This is a genomic window from Methylobacterium sp. AC315, from assembly GCF_979253755.1.
The window spans coordinates 50,516-67,049 of sequence record NZ_CEEDEA010000009.1 but is presented as its reverse complement, the minus strand read 5'-3'; the positions used below and the strand labels follow the sequence as shown (position 1 = coordinate 67,049).

General features: G+C 68.5%; 17 protein-coding genes. 8 read left to right on the top strand and 9 right to left on the bottom strand.

Going from position 1 to position 16,534, the window contains the following annotated elements:
- Positions 1 to 314: 314 nt before the first annotated feature.
- Entirely contained in the window at positions 315 to 461 is a 147-nt protein-coding gene (locus AC0IY0_RS16680; protein ID WP_187193566.1) for a hypothetical protein, read from the top strand.
- Positions 462 to 496: 35 nt separating this feature from the next.
- Here AC0IY0_RS16680 and AC0IY0_RS16675 read toward each other — a convergent pair whose 3' ends face one another.
- On the bottom strand, positions 497 to 973 hold the full coding sequence (locus AC0IY0_RS16675) for a hypothetical protein (RefSeq protein WP_461231012.1): 477 nt from the start codon (positions 971 to 973) through the stop codon (positions 497 to 499).
- 169 nt (positions 974 to 1,142) lie between these two features.
- On the bottom strand, positions 1,143 to 2,393 hold the full coding sequence (gene serA, locus AC0IY0_RS16670) for a phosphoglycerate dehydrogenase (RefSeq protein ID WP_471764774.1): 1,251 nt from the start codon (positions 2,391 to 2,393) through the stop codon (positions 1,143 to 1,145).
- Between the two features lie 793 nt (positions 2,394 to 3,186).
- Between serA and rpsA the strand changes: the two genes are divergently transcribed.
- From rpsA to AC0IY0_RS16635, 7 genes are all read left to right on the top strand, one after another.
- A complete protein-coding gene (rpsA, locus tag AC0IY0_RS16665; protein WP_147853718.1) occupies positions 3,187 to 4,899 on the top strand; it encodes a 30S ribosomal protein S1 in 1,713 nt (570 codons plus the stop codon).
- A 216-nt stretch (positions 4,900 to 5,115) separates the two neighbouring features.
- Positions 5,116 to 5,373 carry a FitA-like ribbon-helix-helix domain-containing protein gene (locus AC0IY0_RS16660; RefSeq protein ID WP_419829492.1) on the top strand — a complete coding sequence of 86 codons (258 nt, stop codon included), beginning with the start codon at positions 5,116 to 5,118 and terminating at the stop codon, positions 5,371 to 5,373.
- Positions 5,370 to 5,795: a PIN domain-containing protein gene (locus tag AC0IY0_RS16655; RefSeq protein ID WP_471764681.1), complete on the top strand. Its 426-nt coding sequence runs from the start codon at positions 5,370 to 5,372 to the stop codon at positions 5,793 to 5,795. Before AC0IY0_RS16660 ends, AC0IY0_RS16655 begins: the two co-directional genes overlap by 4 nt.
- A gap of 97 nt (positions 5,796 to 5,892) precedes the next feature.
- Positions 5,893 to 6,060, top strand: a complete 168-nt coding sequence (locus tag AC0IY0_RS16650) for a hypothetical protein (protein WP_187278304.1) — start codon at positions 5,893 to 5,895, stop codon at positions 6,058 to 6,060.
- Positions 6,061 to 6,256: 196 nt separating this feature from the next.
- Positions 6,257 to 7,219 (top strand): signal peptide peptidase SppA, encoded by a 963-nt coding sequence (gene sppA / locus AC0IY0_RS16645; protein ID WP_147937677.1) that lies wholly within the window; start codon positions 6,257 to 6,259, stop codon positions 7,217 to 7,219.
- 59 nt (positions 7,220 to 7,278) lie between these two features.
- A complete protein-coding gene (locus tag AC0IY0_RS16640; RefSeq protein ID WP_091785957.1) occupies positions 7,279 to 7,590 on the top strand; it encodes an integration host factor subunit beta in 312 nt (103 codons plus the stop codon).
- A gap of 19 nt (positions 7,591 to 7,609) precedes the next feature.
- Entirely contained in the window at positions 7,610 to 7,981 is a 372-nt protein-coding gene (locus tag AC0IY0_RS16635) for a LapA family protein (RefSeq protein WP_147906155.1), read from the top strand.
- Between the two features lie 10 nt (positions 7,982 to 7,991).
- Here the strand turns inward: AC0IY0_RS16635 and AC0IY0_RS16630 are convergent, their stop codons facing one another.
- From AC0IY0_RS16630 to AC0IY0_RS16600, 7 genes are all read right to left on the bottom strand, one after another.
- Positions 7,992 to 8,651 carry a phosphoribosylanthranilate isomerase gene (locus AC0IY0_RS16630; RefSeq protein ID WP_471764679.1) on the bottom strand — a complete coding sequence of 220 codons (660 nt, stop codon included), beginning with the start codon at positions 8,649 to 8,651 and terminating at the stop codon, positions 7,992 to 7,994.
- Between the two features lie 18 nt (positions 8,652 to 8,669).
- A complete protein-coding gene (locus tag AC0IY0_RS16625) occupies positions 8,670 to 9,779 on the bottom strand; it encodes a DUF2125 domain-containing protein (RefSeq protein WP_471764678.1) in 1,110 nt (369 codons plus the stop codon).
- Positions 9,780 to 9,931: 152 nt separating this feature from the next.
- Positions 9,932 to 10,378 (bottom strand): hypothetical protein, encoded by a 447-nt coding sequence (locus tag AC0IY0_RS16620; RefSeq protein WP_147906077.1) that lies wholly within the window; start codon positions 10,376 to 10,378, stop codon positions 9,932 to 9,934.
- Between the two features lie 151 nt (positions 10,379 to 10,529).
- Positions 10,530 to 11,315, bottom strand: coding sequence for a lysophospholipid acyltransferase family protein (locus AC0IY0_RS16615; RefSeq protein WP_471764677.1), 786 nt, complete (start codon positions 11,313 to 11,315; stop codon positions 10,530 to 10,532).
- Positions 11,316 to 11,401: 86 nt separating this feature from the next.
- On the bottom strand, positions 11,402 to 11,917 hold the full coding sequence (locus tag AC0IY0_RS16610) for a hypothetical protein (RefSeq protein WP_147906075.1): 516 nt from the start codon (positions 11,915 to 11,917) through the stop codon (positions 11,402 to 11,404).
- Between the two features lie 117 nt (positions 11,918 to 12,034).
- On the bottom strand, positions 12,035 to 15,232 hold the full coding sequence (locus tag AC0IY0_RS16605) for an efflux RND transporter permease subunit (protein WP_147853723.1): 3,198 nt from the start codon (positions 15,230 to 15,232) through the stop codon (positions 12,035 to 12,037).
- Between the two features lie 107 nt (positions 15,233 to 15,339).
- Positions 15,340 to 16,497, bottom strand: a complete 1,158-nt coding sequence (locus AC0IY0_RS16600; protein ID WP_147906074.1) for an efflux RND transporter periplasmic adaptor subunit — start codon at positions 16,495 to 16,497, stop codon at positions 15,340 to 15,342.
- Between the last annotated feature and the right edge of the window lie 37 nt (positions 16,498 to 16,534).

Genomic DNA, 16,534 nt, shown 5'->3' with positions numbered 1-16,534 from the left:
TCGTTCACGCTGTTGGTTCGGCGCAGGGGAGCATCGTCGCGGCGCGCGCGGCGAAGTCCCCCATCGGGCTACCATAGGAGGGCACTGCGATACGCGCCAGCGATGCCGCCGACGCAAACGGATGACCGTCACCGTAGGGACGAGCGTCGCGCACGGGACGCAGCCAGGGCACGCAGGTGATCGTGTGCGCGCGCGTGACGCCGCATGTGCGCTTCGGCACGCCGGATCGGGCGGTTGAGTGCAATGCTTTCGGCACGCGTCAGGGCTGCACTCAGGTCTCCGCCTGAGTCGTCAACGTCGCGGCGGAGGCGCACATGCTCGCTCGCCCGTTCCGATACGTCGCCCCGGTGCTTGCAGGGCTCAGCCTGATCGCGCTGCGGCTCGCCAGCCCGTTTCTGACGCCGGCTCCGCCGCCCGGCGCCGCCGAGGACCGGCGGGTCGTCTTCCGGCACTACCTCTGACGCATCGACCCGGCGGGCGGGAGCCGGCCGCGGGTTCAGCCGCGCCGGTCGAGTACCACGCGCGGCACCGTGCAGGCGGGCAGGGCCGAGGGACCGAGGACGATGTCGCCCTGCTGCGGGTTGTTGACCGTGAAGGGGGCGGTCTCCTGCGTCCCGAAGAAGCCCCGGCCGAGCTGCGTCGCGAAGAACTCGTCGCTGCCGAACCGGACGAAGCAGCGATCGAGCACGGCCTCGTAATCGAAGGTCGCCTGGGTGACCGGGCTGCCCCCGGCCTCCGGAAGCCCGCAATACGCCGAGATCGCAATCTGGCCGGGCCGCGACAGCCGCACCGGCAGGGACCGGCCCGGCAGCAGGGTCGCGGGCGGAGAGCCGTCCTGGCGGGCGACCAGCACGTAGGTCGAGCGGTTGTAGATCCGGCGCAGGCAATCGGCGGACGCATCGGAGACGGTCACCACCAGTCCGACCAGACCGAGCGCGACGCCGGTCAATCCGCATCCAATACGCTTCGTCACCGCACATCCTCCGCCGATCGGCCGATCCATCAGCAACGCGGCCGGGCGTGACTTGAACAACGCCCGGCATCGCCACGCAAGGCGAACGCGGCAACAGCGGCCGCGTTCGATGCGGCCGGCGCAAAATCGGCTTGGCGCGAAATCGGCTTGGCGCGAAATCGGCTTGGGTTCAGCGGCGCTCGTAGAGCAGGCGCGCCCGGATCGTGCCCGGGATGGCGCGGATCTCGGTGAGCAGCGTCTCGGCGTCGGCATTGGTGGCGTCGGTCTCCAGCACCACGTAGCCGACCTCGCCGTCGGTCTGATAGAACTGCGCGGCGATGTTCACGTGGCTGCGGGAGAACACATCGTTCAGGCGGCCGAGCATGCCGGGCAGGTTGCGCTGCACGTGGATGAACCGGGTGCCGGTCGGCCGGGCCGGAAGCTGGACCTGCGGGAAGTTCACCGCCCCCACCGTCGAGCCGATATCGGAGTAATCCACCAGCTTACGGGCGACCTCGGCGCCGATGCGCTCCTGGGCCTCCTCGGTCGATCCGCCGATATGGGGCGTGAGGATCACGTTCTCGATGCCCTGCAGCGGGCTGTCGAAGGTTTCCGTGTTGGAGCCGGGCTCCACCGGGAAAACGTCGATGGCCGCGCCTTTGAGATGGCCGTCGCGCAGGGCCGCCGCGAGGGCGTCGAGGTCGACCACGGTACCGCGGGCGTTGTTGATCAGGAAGGCGCCGGGTTTCATCGCCCGGATCTCGGCCGCGCCGATCATGTTGGCGGTCGCCTCCGTCTCGGGCACGTGGAGCGAGATCACGTCGCACTGGGCCAGCAGATCGTGCAGCGTCTTGGTCGGCTCGGTGTTGCCGTGGCGCAGCTTGTCGGTGTGGTCGTAGAACAGCACCCGCATGCCCATCGCCTCGGCGAGCGTCGAGAGCTGCGTGCCGATATTGCCGTAGCCGACGATGCCCAGCGTCTTGCCGCGAACCTCCAGCGAGCCCACCGCCGACTTGTCCCAGCGGCCGGCATGGGCGCCGACGGAGCGCGGCACGATCCGGCGCAGGAGCATCACGATCTCGCCGATCGTCAGCTCCGCCACCGAGCGGGTGTTGGAGAACGGCGCGTTGAACACCGGGATGCCGCGATGGCGCGCGGCCTCCAGATCGACCTGATTGGTGCCGACCGAGAAGCAGCCCACCGCCAGCAGCCGGTCCGCGACCTCGAAGGCCGCCGCGTCGAGCTGCGTGCGCGAGCGGATGCCCACCATGTGCACGCCCTGGAGGGCCTGGTGCAGCGCCTCGCGGTCCAGCGCCTTCGGCAGCCGGGTGAGGTTGGTGTAGCCGGCCGCCTGCATCAGCGCGACTGCGCTGTCGTTGATGCCTTCGAGCAGCAGGATCCGGATCTTGTCCTTGGGCAGGGAGAGCTTGTCGAGCGTCATAGGCATCGTTCGTCCGGCGGCGGTACGGTCGCGCGCCGCAGCGCCGGGGCCGATCCGCAGATCTGCATCGCGGGCAGCGTTACGGTTCTGCCCTGTGCGATGCAACATGGTGCCGGGCACGGCAGGTCTGCGCCGCGGATGTGCATCCGGAGCAGACCACCCGGACGGACGGCATCGCGTGCTGCATATTCAAGCACTGTCGATGGACGACAACAGTCGAGCGAACGGAACCACTGGCAGATCGACGTGCCGAAGGACCCGGCGCCGATGGATTTTGCTGCGTGGTTAGAGGTCTATCGCGCGACGTCTATCTGGAAGGCCCCAAGGGCGGCTGCCGGTACATGTACGACGCCCGGCCGACCAGCCGCGGATCGTGATGGCCCGGGGCCGCGACGCTACCGATTGAGCGCTGACCCCGTTTCGGGGACTGCCTGCCTCGTTCGGTTCGACGCCCATACCGACGCGGTCGAGGAGACCCAGGCGGTCTTGGCGCAGGCGGCCTGACTGGAGCGGCCGCGAGCAGGAAATCCCGCTCGGTTGAAGTCGTTAAGCCGATGCTGTATGGAGCGCGCGTCCTCCCGGATTCCGCTCGCGCGCGCTCATTTTCTGTGCGCCCGCCGCGTCGCCGGCTGGATCGCCCTCGTCATCCGTATCGACGCGTCGGCAAGCCGGATCCCGCGGGACCGGCCGCCTCTCCCTCAAGGTTTCGGGAGCGGCCGCGGCGAACCGGGGGTGCGTGCAACGCGAGCCGCCGACGCAAAGGGCCTCCGATGGGGGCCGTTCAGGAGAGAGAATGACCGCAGGTACCGCTCTGGGGCGTGGCCCGAGCCGCGATGATTTCGCCGCCCTCCTCGAGGAGAGCTTCCTCGAGCACGAGATCACCGAAGGGTCCGTCGTCAAGGGTCGCGTCGTCGCGATCGAGAAGGACGTGGCCGTCATCGACATCGGCGCCAAGACGGAAGGCCGTGTCGCACTCAAGGAATTCACCGGCCCCGGCCGGGAAGGCGAGCTGAAGGTCGGCGACGAGGTCGAGGTCTACGTCGACCGGATCGAGAACGCGCTCGGCGAAGCCGTGATCTCGCGCGACAAGGCGCGCCGCGAGGAGAGCTGGGTCAAGCTCGAGAAGTCGTTCGAGAACAACGACCGCGTCACCGGCACGATCTTCAACCAGGTCAAGGGCGGCTACACCGTCGACCTCGACGGCGCCGTGGCGTTCCTGCCGCGCTCGCAGGTCGACATCCGTCCGGTTCGCGACGTCACCCCGCTGCTCGGCACCCCGCAGCCGTTCCAGATCCTCAAGATGGATCGCCGCCGCGGCAACATCGTCGTGTCGCGCCGCACCGTGCTCGAAGAGAGCCGAGCCGAGCAGCGCTCGGAGCTGGTGGCCAACCTCGAGGAAGGTCAGGTCATCGACGGCGTCGTCAAGAACATCACCGAGTACGGCGCCTTCGTCGATCTCGGCGGCATCGACGGCCTGCTCCACGTCACCGACATGGCGTGGCGCCGCGTGAACCATCCGTCCGAGGTCGTGACCATCGGCCAGACGGTCAAGGTCAAGATCATCAAGATCAACCACGAGACGCACCGGATCTCGCTCGGTATCAAGCAGCTGCTCGCCGATCCGTGGGAGGGCATCGCCGCCCGCTACCCGGAGGGCGCCAAGCTCAAGGGCCGCGTGACCAACATCACCGATTACGGCGCCTTCGTGGAGCTGGAGCCGGGGATCGAGGGTCTGATCCACGTCTCCGAGATGAGCTGGACCAAGAAGAACGTCCATCCGGGCAAGATCGTCTCAACCTCTCAGGAGGTCGAGGTCCAGATCCTGGAAGTCGATCCGGTCAAGCGCCGCATCTCGCTGGGCCTCAAGCAGACCCTGCAGAACCCCTGGGAGGCCTTCTCCGAGAAGCACCCGGTCGGCTCCGAGGTCGAGGGCGAGGTCAAGAACAAGACCGAGTTCGGCCTGTTCATCGGCCTCGAAGGCGATGTCGACGGCATGGTCCACCTGTCGGATCTCGACTGGAACCGTCCCGGCGAGCAGGTCATCGAGGAGTTCAAGAAGGGCGACATGGTCCGCGCCCAGGTTCTCGACGTCGACGTCGAGAAGGAGCGGATCTCGCTGGGCGTGAAGCAGCTCGGCGGTGACCCCTTCGCCGAGGCCGGCGAGATCAAGAAGGGTCAGATCGTCACCTGCGAAGTCGTCGAGGTGAAGGATTCGGGCGTCGAGGTGAAGATCGTCGACACCGACATGACCACCTTCGTCCGCCGCGCCGAACTCGCCCGCGACCGCGGCGACCAGCGGCCCGAGCGTTTCGCCGCCGGCGAGAAGTTCGATGCCCGCGTCGTGCAGTTCGACCGCAAGGCCCACCGCGTCCAGGTCTCGATCAAGGCTCTGGAAGTGGCAGAGGAGAAGGAGGCGATGGCCCAGTTCGGCTCCGCCGATTCCGGTGCCTCGCTGGGCGACATCCTCGGCGCGGCCTTCAAGAAGGCCCGCACCGACGACGAGTGAGACCCGATGGTTTCGCCGCCCGGTTCAACCGGGCGGCTTCGGATCAATAAAAAAGCCTGCGCGGGACACCAGTCCCACGCAGGCTTTTTCATGCCGTCGCCGGCGGCGAAGTCATCATCCAGCTGATCCGCATGGCTCCCAGGCCGCTGGGTCGCGCGACGTGATTGCATCATGATGGAATGCAATCATTACCGTCCGGCGTCGGAGGTTGGGTCGATGCCGGCCATCACGATCCATAACGTTCTCGACGCGGAGCATCGCGCCCTGCGTGCGCGGGCCGCATTGCGCGGTCGCAGCACCGAGGCTGAAATCCGCAGCACCCCCGAACAGGCCGCTAAGCCCGAGGGCCGCCTGAAGCTCGGATCGCTGCTGGCGTCCATCGCGCGCGACGCCGGCGGGATGACCGAAGCCGAAGCGGAGCACATCGAGGCTTTGTGCCAACGGACACCGGTCGAGCCGATGCGCTTCGAATGATCGTCCTCGATACCAATGTGATCGCGGAACCCTGGAAGTCCCAGCCGGACCACACGGTGATCGCCTGGACCGATGCGCAGATGGTCGAGACTCTCTACCCGTCCACGATCACCGTCGCTGAAGTGCGCTTCGGCCTGGCGACGATGCCGGACGGCAATCAGCGCCGGATTTATCAGGAGCGTCTGGAAGGCGAGGTCCTGCCCGTCTTCTCGGGGCGGATCCTGTCCTTCGATCTGGCCGCCTCCCAGGCGTACGCGGCCCTGATGGCGCGGGCGAGGGCGGCCGGCAGAGGCATCGGCCGGGCGGACGGCTACATCGCCGCCACGGCCGCCGCGCACGAAATGACGGTCGCCGCCCGCCACGTCGGTCCGTTCGAAGCGGCCGGCCCGACCGTCATCAATCCTTGGAAGGGGACGCCGTGAGGCGAAGTCGCCGACAGTTCGCGAGAGGCTTCATGCCCGCACATTTTGCTCAATCGCCCGACGGCTCGGCGTGTCGCGCCGGGCGCTCCACGATTTGATGGCCGAGCGGCAGCCAGCGAAGGCCGCCATGGCGCTGCGCCTCGGCAAGCTGTTCGGGAACGAGACCGCGTTCTGGCAGAACCGGCAGCGGGTCAACGATCTGCGGCGCCTGGAAGCTCAGGTGGCCGAGGAACTCGCCGGGATCCCGACGCTGCTGGCCACCTGACGACGGCCCGGCTTGAGGGTCTGCGGGGTGCCACCGCATTTTCTTCGCGTGGCCCATATCCAGGTCCGCGGAAAATGCTCTAGAACACCGGCCTCGGGCGGCTCCAGCCGCGCGAGGCGAAGGAAACCAAGGACTTGCCCGGTGCGGGACCTCGCCCCCGCACGCCATCTCGGGGCAGGCTAGGGGAAGTGACCGTATGGCAGCCGACGCCGAACTGCTGATCGACCGCCGGCGCCTGCGCCGCAGATTGTCCCTGTGGCGGGTACTCGGGATCGGCGGCCTGATCGTAGCGGTGGGTGCGCTGGGCTACCGGGCCCGGGCCGGGGCCGACGGCGCCTTCGCGGTGCGGCCGCAGATCGCCCGCATCTCGGTTTCGGGCTTCATCGCCGGCAGCGAGTCGACGGCCAAGCTGATGAAGCGGGTCGGCGAGTCCGACGCCGTGAAGGGCGTGATCGTCTCGATCAACTCACCGGGTGGCACCACCACGGGTTCGGAGGAGATCTTCCGCAACCTGCGTGCGCTCGCCGCCAAGAAGCCGATGGTCGCCTTCGTGGACGGCACGGCAGCCTCGGGCGCCTACATCACCGCCATCGCGGCCGATCATATCGTCGCGCGCGAGACCAGCCTGGTGGGCTCCATCGGCGTGCTGTTCCAGTATCCGGACCTCTCGGGCCTGCTCGACAAGGTTGGGGTCAAGGTCGAGTCGGTGAAGTCTTCGCCGCTCAAGGCAGAGCCGTCGGGCTTCACACCGACCACCCCGGAGGCGCGCGCCGCCCTGGCCGCGGTGGTCGGCGACACCTACGCCTGGTTCAAGAACTTGGTGGCCGAGCGCCGGGGCATGGATGCCGGCCAGCTCGCCGTGGTCTCGGACGGGCGGGTCTTCAGCGGCCGCCAAAGCGTGCCCCTGAAGCTGGTGGACGAACTGGGCGGCGAGCGGCAGGCCGTCGTCTGGCTCGAGAACGACAAGGGCGTCCCGAAGGATCTGCCGATCAAGGATTGGAAGCCCAGCAAGGAGAGTGACTTCTCCCTCTGGTCGGCCGCCGGCATCGGCGCGGACCTGCTCGGCCTCGACGGTCTCGCCGGACGGCTCCGCGTCGCCGGCGCCCAGGCCGAGACCGCCGGCGGCGGCCTCTTGGTCCTGTGGCGCCCGGAGCCCTGAGCGCCGCCGGACAAGGCCGTCCAGTCGCCCGCCCCGATCCCCCGAGAAGACCAGACGCCATGATCAAGTCGGAGCTCGTCCTCAAGATCGCCGAGCAGAACCCGCATCTCTACCAGCGCGACGTCGAGATCCTGGTCAACGCGATCCTCGACACCATCTCGGATGCGCTGGCCCGGGGCGACCGGGTGGAGCTGCGCGGCTTCGGCGCCTTCTCGGTCAAGCGTCGAGAAGCGCGGCGGGGACGCAACCCGCGCACAGGCGCAGCCGTTGCCGTGTCCGAGAAGGCGATTCCCGTGTTCAAGACCGGGAAGGAGATGCGTCAGCGTCTCAATGCCGCCGGCATCGGCGAGAGTGCGTCGGCCGCCGAGTAGGAAGAGGTCTGTGAGCACGATGATCCGTTTCCTGAAGAGCCTCGTGCTGCTGCCGATCGCGGCCTTGGTGATCCTGCTGGCGGTCGCCAACCGGGCGCCGGTGCCGCTCTCGTTCGATCCGTTCAACGCGGAGGCGCCCGTTTTCAGCGTGAACCTGCCGCTCTACGCGATCCTGTTCGGCGCCGTGGCGTTGGGCATCGTGGTCGGCGGGGTCTTCACGTGGCTCGGCCAGGGCAAGACCCGCGCGAACGTGCGCCACCACCGCCGCGAGGCGACCCGGTACGAGCGTGAGGCGAACCGGCTGCGCGCCTACGCCCCGGATAGCGAGACGCAAAACGGCGCCTACACGGTCCCCAATACGGGCCGTACCGCCCTGCCGGCGCCACGCTGAGCGGAAGCGTTCAGGAGGCGGACCGCGCCGCGGCCAGGAAGGCCGCGATCTTGTCCGGATCCTTCTGCCCGGGCGCCGATTCGACGCCCGACGACACGTCAACGGCACCGAGGCCGGTTCGGGCCAGTGCATCCCGGACATTGCCGGCGTCCAGTCCCCCGGACAGCATGGTCCCGTCGGGCAGATCGGCACCCTCCAGGATCGTCCAGTCGAATCGGTGTCCGTTGCCCCCGGGGAGCGCGGCGTCCGGCGCCGGCTTGGCATCGAGCAGGATCCGGTCGGCCACGCCGGCATAGGCCGCGATCGGCGCCAGGTCGGCCCGAGTCGCGACGCCGATCGCCTTCATCACCGGCCGGCCGGCGAGCGCCCGGATCGCCGCCACCCGCTCCGGACTCTCGCGACCGTGCAGCTGGATCAGATCCGGATCGACGGCCTCGACCGCAGCCCGCACGAGGGCGTCGTCCGGATCGACGAGAAGGATCACGCGGTGGGCCCGGCCGCGGGCTTGCGCCGATAAACGCGAAGCCTGCGCGAAGTCTACGTGGCGGGGACTGCGAAGAAAGTGGACGAGTCCGATCCAATCCGCGCCAGCCTTCAGCGCAACGTCGAGGGTAGCTGGCGTGCTGAGCCCGCAGATCTTGACGCGGGCCGGTGAAATCGGAGCGGACATGGGCGTTGTATAGCCGATCTAGTACAGGGTCGGCAGGGAGACGTTCGGGATCGGGAACCCACTGAACACCACCCGCCCGTTGACGAGCTTCAACGGCGGCAGGGCCTTGAGCGGCGCGGACTCGCCCTGCGCCTCGCCCGGCTCAGGCCGCCGGCCCAGGCCCAGGAGGCCGCCCACGAGCTGGCCGACCAGCGCGCCCTTCTCCGAACCGAAGCGCTGGCCCACCACACTGCCCACCAGGGCATCGACGCCGGCCGCCCGCAGATCGAGCTGTCCGACGGGGCGGTGCGCGTCGTCGAGGGCGAGCGTGCCCTTCGCCTGGACGCGCTGGGCGCCCTTGGCCAACGAGAGCGCCGTCAGGTCGAGGGTGCCGCCGGCCTGGCGCCAGCGCTCGAGTTCCCGCGGCACCGGCCCGGTGCGCAGCACCGTCGCTTGGGTCAGCGTCGCATCGAGCGACAGGTCGGCGGGGGCCGGGTTGCCGGTGAGCGCGTCGAGCTGCGGTACGGCGGCCTGGGCGAGCCGCAGGCTCACGTCGACCGCGCCTTCGGAGTCGAAGCGGCCGGGGGTCGGCCGCGCATGCAGTTCGAAGTGCTGACCTGACACCGCGATCGGGCCCGGATCGGCACCGGTGACCGTGACGTTCGGGCTATCCACCACCAGCGAGGCACGGGTGAAGCCGTCCGATGCTCCGTGGACGCTCCCCTGAAGCTTGCTCCAGGCGGCATCGCCGGTCAGCGCACCCTGCTCGACATGGAACGGCCCGGCGCTCTCGAACAGGACCAGGCGCGGCTGGTAGACCTGCGCGACCGCGGTCGAGGGACCGAGGCGGAACCGGCCGTCCGACCGCTCCAGCGTGACCGCGTTGCAGCGCAGCTCGATCCGGAACGGGTAACCGGTGAGGGATCGGTCGGCGCAGGTCCAGGTGCGCCCTGCCGCCGCCTCGCGGGTCATCCAGCCGTCGATCTCCGTCGCCGCGCGTCCCCGCAGCCAGAACCAGCCAACCGACCACGCGACGACGATCAGGGCGAGCAGGACGTAGGGCAGGAACAATCCGAGCCGGAACCGTCGTGCGGTTCGTGTCAGGGAAGCCTGCGCCGCACCGTCCGGCCGCGTCCGATCCTGCGTCATGCGTCCTGTTTCCCGTCTCCGCCCCGCTCAGAGGGCTTGCAGGCTCCGCCTTGAAGCCATGCACGGGGCAAAACTGGGGCAGCGCCGGCATCGATCGACCAGTCGACCACCGATCCGCCGCGGGGAACGCCGCTTCCGGGGCAGATCCCGCTTCAGACTTGGGCCGGCTCGATCGTGTCGAACCGCAGGTCGCTGACGATCGCCGCCCGCTCGGCTTCACCCTCGGCGAGGCGATGCACGTGCAGCTCGGTGGCGCCGCTTCTCCGAACCCGGTCGAGCCAGGTCCTCCGGAGGTGGTCGCGCGGGCTCTCGTTGGAGGTCGCCACCGAGACCATCTCGGCGATGCCAGTATCGTCGCGACGCACCGCGATCACGACCGCCTCCGCCATCTCGTCGAGGTCGAAGGCACCGGCCGAATGGATCCCGACCACGTAGCGACGGCCGGAATGCCCGCGCCATGCCGAGAGCGGAAGGGCCGGCGTGCCGCGCAGGCCTGCGGTCGTCTTGAGGCGCTCTTCACGCACATCCTGTCTCCGCGTGCGATCGTCCTTCAGGTCGCGTAGCGCGGCCGACCAGGACAGGGCTCTTCTGTTCGCCATTTGTTCCAACCTACCGCGCGATATCCACAGGCGTCAAGCACAACATTCCTGAGTAGGAATGTGGTATCGGGCGACGTTATCCACAAGCGACGCAGATCGACCGAAGCACCGGCTCAAAGCCGATTGAGCCGGTCCGTCGAGGCCGGGCTCGTCAGCGTCTTTGGGCCGCCGCCGCGGTGTGCCCGGCAGCCGCGGAGGCGGGCTGCTCCGCCCCCATGGTCGATCCCGCGGCGTCTGGCTCCAGGAGGGCGTTCGAGGCGGCCTCCAGCCGCTCTTGGGCGAGGGCCTGGAACTCCGGGCGACCCATGCCCGGCGGGATGGGTTCGAGGAAGTGGATCACGGCGGTTCCGGGCCGGCGGATGAGGCTGTTGCGAGACCAGAACCGGCCCGTGTTCAACGCCACGGGCACGCACGGCACCTTCAGGGCCATGTAGAGGTGCGACAGGCCCTGCTTGTAGGCGGGGGGCGCTCCGACGGCACGGCGGGTGCCTTCGGGGAAGATGATGAGCTGGCGGCCCTCCTGGATCGCCGTGGCGGCAGCCGCATTCATGAGGCTCATCGCCCGGGCGCCCTTGGAGCGGTCGATCGCCACCATGCCACTGCGCGACAGGTACCAGCCGATCAGCGGGATCAGCAGCAGCTCACGCTTCAGGATGTAGGCGAATTCCGGGAACACGGTGCAGAGCGCCAGGGTCTCCAGGGCCGACTGGTGCTTGGCCGCGATCAAAAGCGGCCCCTCCGGGATGTTCTCCAGCCCGCGAAACTCGACCTTCATGCCGGCGACCACGCGCAGCAGCCACAGCGTCAGCCGGCTCCAAAGGCGGGCCAGCCGTAACACAGCGCGGCGGGAGACCAGCGTGGGCAGGCCGCCGAACGCCAGAAGCGTCGTCATGGCGTAGAAGCAGACGTTGAAGGCGAGGGAGCGCAGGGCGAGCATCGGAATCCGCTTCGTGGCGGTCCTCCTCTAGCGCGCAGAGGCGTCAGCGGCCAAGCGCGCCCGGTTAGGCAACCTGCCCCGAACGATCATCCGCCTGCGGCCTGTGCGGGGCGCCGGGAGAACCCTGCGCCGCGTCCTGCAACCAGCCAGTAGACGAGGCCCGCGCTCGCGCCGACGACGAACAGGATCAGCGTCAGGCGCGCTTCTGCGGCGAGAAGCCCCGGATCCGAGCTGGCCGCCGGACGCACGCCGCCGCGGGCGAGCCAGGGGAGGGCGGCGGTCAGCAGTCCGGTTCCGGCGCCGTACCAGAGCAGGCTGCGGCGCCCGAACGCCTCGCCTGCAAACCCGACCACGGCCGGCGGCACGAACAGCACGACGAACAGCGCCTGAGCGAGACCGGCGACCAGGAGAACCAGCGCCTCCGGCGGCAGGCCCGCCGAAAGGTCCGACAGGGCCATGTCGACGCCCGCGAGCGCACCGCCGGTGAGCCAGGCATTCGCGGTCGGATCGATCAGCAGCGCCAGTACGAGGATCCCCGCGCCGGCCGGTACGGCCAGGAGAAGGGCGAAGGCTCCGAGAATCAGGCGGCCGAGGAGGTGCATGGCAAGCTCATACACCGAAGCGTAGGGCCCTCGTAAAAGAAGCCGCGCCCGACCGGTCAGGGTCGGGCGCGGCTGTGGGATGCGCGGCTCTCTCGATCCGACGGCCGGCGGGACGCCTCAGCCGTGGGCGGGGGCAGCCCCGCCGTGGTCACCGTGCGAGGACTTGCCCCGCAGGCGGCCGAGCCAGAGCGAGAAGTGGCGGATCACGACGTAGAAGACCGGGGTGAGGAACAAGCCGAAGAAGGTCGCACCGATCATCCCGAAGAACACCGCGGTGCCCAGGGCCTGGCGCATCTCGGCGCCGGGGCCGGTGGCGATCACCAGCGGCAGGGTGCCGAGGATGAACGCGAAGGCGGTCATCAGGATCGGGCGCAGGCGAAGCCGGCAGGCTTCCACCGCCGCCTCGACTGGGCCCCGGCGCTCACGCAGTTCGATGTCGTGCGCGAACTCGACGATCAGGATCGCGTTCTTGGCCGCGAGGCCGATCAGCACGATCAGGCCGATCTGGGTCAGGATGTTGTTGTCCTGCCCCCGGAACTGCACACCGGCGAGCGCCGCGAGCACGCCGGTTGGCACCACCAGCAGGATCGCCAGCGGCAGGGCCCACGATTCGTACTGCGCGGCCAACACCAGGAAGACGAGGAGCACGCCCAGGGCGAAGACGGCGCCGGCGGTCCCGCTCGCGGCCTTCTGCTGGTAGGCGATCTCGGTCCAGTCGTAGGAATAACCGTCGGGGAGCGCCTTCTTGGCGATCTCCTCCATGGCGGTCAGCGCCTGACCGGTCGAAACGCCGGGCTTGGCCACGCCCTGGATCGGGACCGAGTAGTACAGGTTGAAGCGCTGGACGATCTGCGGACCGGTCACGTCGCGCACCGAGGCGAGGGTACCCATCGGCACCAGTGCCCCCGTCGAGGAGCGCACCTTGATCTGCGAGATGTCCTGGATCGACGAACGATAGGCGGCATCGCCCTGCAGGCGCACCTGGTAGATGCGGCCGAGGGTGTTGAAGTCGTTCACATAGGTGCCGCCAAGATCCGCCTGGACCGACGAGAACACGTTGGCGAGCGGTACGTTCAGCATCCGCGCGATGGTGCGGTCGATGTCGAGGAAGAGCTGCGGCGTCGCGTTGTCGAAGGTCGTGAACACCCGCTGCACGTCCGCGCTCTGGTTCGCCTGGGCGATCACCTCGCCGGCCGCGGCCATAAGCGGCCCGATCTCCGAGGATTGGCGGCTCTCGATCTGCAGCTTGAAACCGCCGCCGTTGCCGAGGCCGCGGACCGGCGGCGGCGGGATCACGATCACCCGGGCTTCCTGGATGTCGGACGTCGCCTTGAGCACCTCGCCGGTGAGCACCGCGGCGCTGCGCCCCTCGCCGGCGCGTTCCTTGGCTCCGGTGAGCGTCAGGAACATCACGCCGGCATTGGTGGTGTTGGTGAAGGTCGCCCCGTCGAAGCCCGCGATGATGACGGCGTTGGCGATGCCTTTGACCGTCCGGGCCTGCTTGGCGGCGCGCAGCATCACGTCCGTGGTGCGGTCGAGCGACGAGCCGGAGGGAAGCTGGACGACGCCGATCAGGTAGCCCTGGTCCTGGTCCGGGATGAAGCCCGTTGGCGTCGTCTGCGCCAGGTGCAGGGTGCCGGCGATCACCGCCGCGTAGACCAGAAGCATCGCCCCGAGCCCGACGATCCCGCCGGTCAAGACACGGATCGAGCGGCCGTAGGCGTTCGACGTGGCGTCGAAGGCGCGGTTGAAGCCGTTGGCAAGCCAGTTCACGAACCGGGTCAGGAAAAACTTCGGCTCCTTGCGCGCGTGATGCGGCACGAGCAGCAGCTTACACAGCGCCGGGGACAGGGTCAGCGAGTTGAACGCGGAGATCAGGGTCGAGGCCGCGATCGTGAGCGCGAACTGCTTGTAGAACTGGCCCGAGATGCCCGGGATGAACGCCGTCGGCACGAACACCGCCGCCAGCACGAGCGCGATGGCGATGACGGCGCCGCCGACCTCGTCCATGGTCTTGTGGGCGGCATCGCCGGGCGAAAGCCCTTCGGCCATGTTGCGCTCGACGTTCTCCACCACGACGATGGCGTCGTCGACCACGATACCGATGGCCAGCACCAGCCCGAACAGGGTCAGGTTGTTGAGCGAGAAGCCGAAAGCCGCCATCGCCGCGAAGGTACCGATGAGGGACACGGGGATCGCGATCACCGGAATCAGCGCCGTGCGCCAGCTCTGCAGGAACACCAGCACCACGATGACCACGAGGCCGACCGCCTCGAACAGGGTCTTGTAGACCTCCTGGATCGACTCCTCGATGAACTCGGTGGGGTTGTAGGCGATGCGGTACTCGACGTCCGGCGGGAAGTTCTTCTTGACGACCTCCATCACCTGCTTGACCGAGCTTGCCGCCTCCAGGGCGTTGGTGCCGGGCCGCTGGAACGCGCCGATGCCGACCGCGGGCGTGTCGTTGAGGTACGAGTTGGTGGTGTAATCCTTCTGGCCCATCTCCACGCGGGCGATGTCCTTGACCCGGACGAGGCGCCCGTCCTGGGCCTTGATGATCACCTCGGCGAATTGTTCAGGCGTCTTGAAGCGCGCCTGAGACTGGACCACGAGCTGGAACGCCTCGCCCTTGGCGGCGGGCGGGCCGTTGAGCTGGCCGGCCGCCACCTGCACGTTCTGCTCCTGCAGGGCCGTGGTGACGTCGGTGACCGAGAGGCCGTAGGCGGCGAGCTTGTTCGGATCGACCCAGATGCGCTCGGCGTACTCGTTACCGCCGAACACCGTGATGTCGCCGACGCCGTCGAGGCGCAGCAGCTCGTCGCGGATGTTCAGGTAGATGTAGTTCGCCAGGTAGTTCTGGTCGTAGGTCTTGTTCGGCGAGAGCAGGTGCACGACCAGCATCAGGTCGGGCGAGGCCTTGCGCACCGTAACGCCGAGGTTGCGCACGTCCGGCGGCAGGCGCGGCTGCGCCACCGAAAGCCGGTTCTGCACCAGCACGTTGGCGATATCGAGGTTGGTGCCGACCTTAAAGGTCACGGTCAGCAGCATGTTGCCGTCGTTGGTCGACAACGACGTCATGTACAGCATGTTGTCGACGCCGTTGACCTCCTGCTCGATCGGCGTCGCGATCGTAGCGGCCACGGTCTCGGCGTTGGCGCCCGGATAGGAGGCGCGCACGGTCACGGTCGGCGGCACGATCTCGGGATATTGCGAGACCGGCAGGCTCTCGTAGGCCACGAAGCCGAGGATCAGGAAGATGATCGACGTGACGGACGCGAAGATCGGCCTGTCGACGAAGAAGTGGGCGAAACGCATCGGTCAAACCTCTGAGGCCCGCCGGTCACCCGGTCGGGGCCCTGCGTCGTCGGTGCGGCGCACGCGGCGCGGCGCGCACGAATGCAGTCGTGTCGAGCCGGTCAGGCTCACGTCTTGCTCGGGGGCAACTCGACCGTCTCCGGGGTGACTTTGGCCCCCGGACGGATGCGGGCGACTCCGTTGACCACCACGGTCTCGTCGCCCTTCAGGCCGCTGCGGATCACCCGGTAACCATCGACCTTGGGGCCCAGCACCACGTCCTTCTGCTGGACCACGTTCTCCGGCCCGATCACGTAGACGATGCGCTTGTCCTGGTTGGCCGCGACCGCCTCGTCGGGGATCATCACGCCCTGGAACGGTTTGGTCGCCGGCATCGCGACGATGCCGAACAGGCCGGGCTTGATGAACTGGTCGGCGTTGGGGACGGTGGCGCGCAGCAGGATCGTGCCGGTGGCGTTGTCGACGCGGTTGTCGACGAAGTCGAGGGTGCCCTTGCGGGTGGGCTTCGCCTCGCCCGACAGCGCGATCATGATCGGCACGCCCTTGCCCTGCTGGGTCTGGCCCATGCCGATGCCGAGGCTGTTCTGGTACTTGAGGAACGACTTCTCATCGACCGTGAAGCTGAACCAGATCGGGTCGAGGGACACGATCGTCGTCAGCATGGTCTGGTCGGCGCTGACGATGTTGCCCTCGGTGACCAGCCGGCGGCTGATCCGGCCGTTGACCGGGGCCTTCACCTCGCTGAAGTCGTAGTTGAGCTGCGCGTTGTTCAGTGCCGCCTGGGCGCTGTCGACGTCGGCCTGGGCGGTCAGCGACGCCTGCCGGCGCTGATCGGTGACCTGCTCGGAGATGTTGCCGCTCCGCGACAGGGTCTGGGCGCGCTCGAGATCGGTCTGCGAGAACGTCTGGCGCGCCTTGGCGGACGCGAGGGCGGCCTGGGCCTGCTCGAGGGCCGCCTTGTAGGGGCGCCGGTCGATCACGAACAGCAGATCACCCTTCTTCACGGTCTGGCCGTCCATGAAGTTGATCTTCTCCAGGTAGCCGGTCACCCGGGCCCGGACCTCGACGTAATCGATCGCATCGAAGCGGCCGGTATACTGATCCTGCTCGACGATCTCGCGCACCACCGGCTTGGCCACGGTGACCTTCGGCGGCGGACCGCCGGGTGCCTGGGCGTACGCGATCGGGGCGAGCGGCCCCGCGAACAGGAAGCCGGCCGCGAGACCGGAGAGCACGGGGAAGAGGCTGGAAAGCCGGCTGCGCATCGGGTCCTGCTGTCCGTTGGCCGACCCGTCGGTCGAA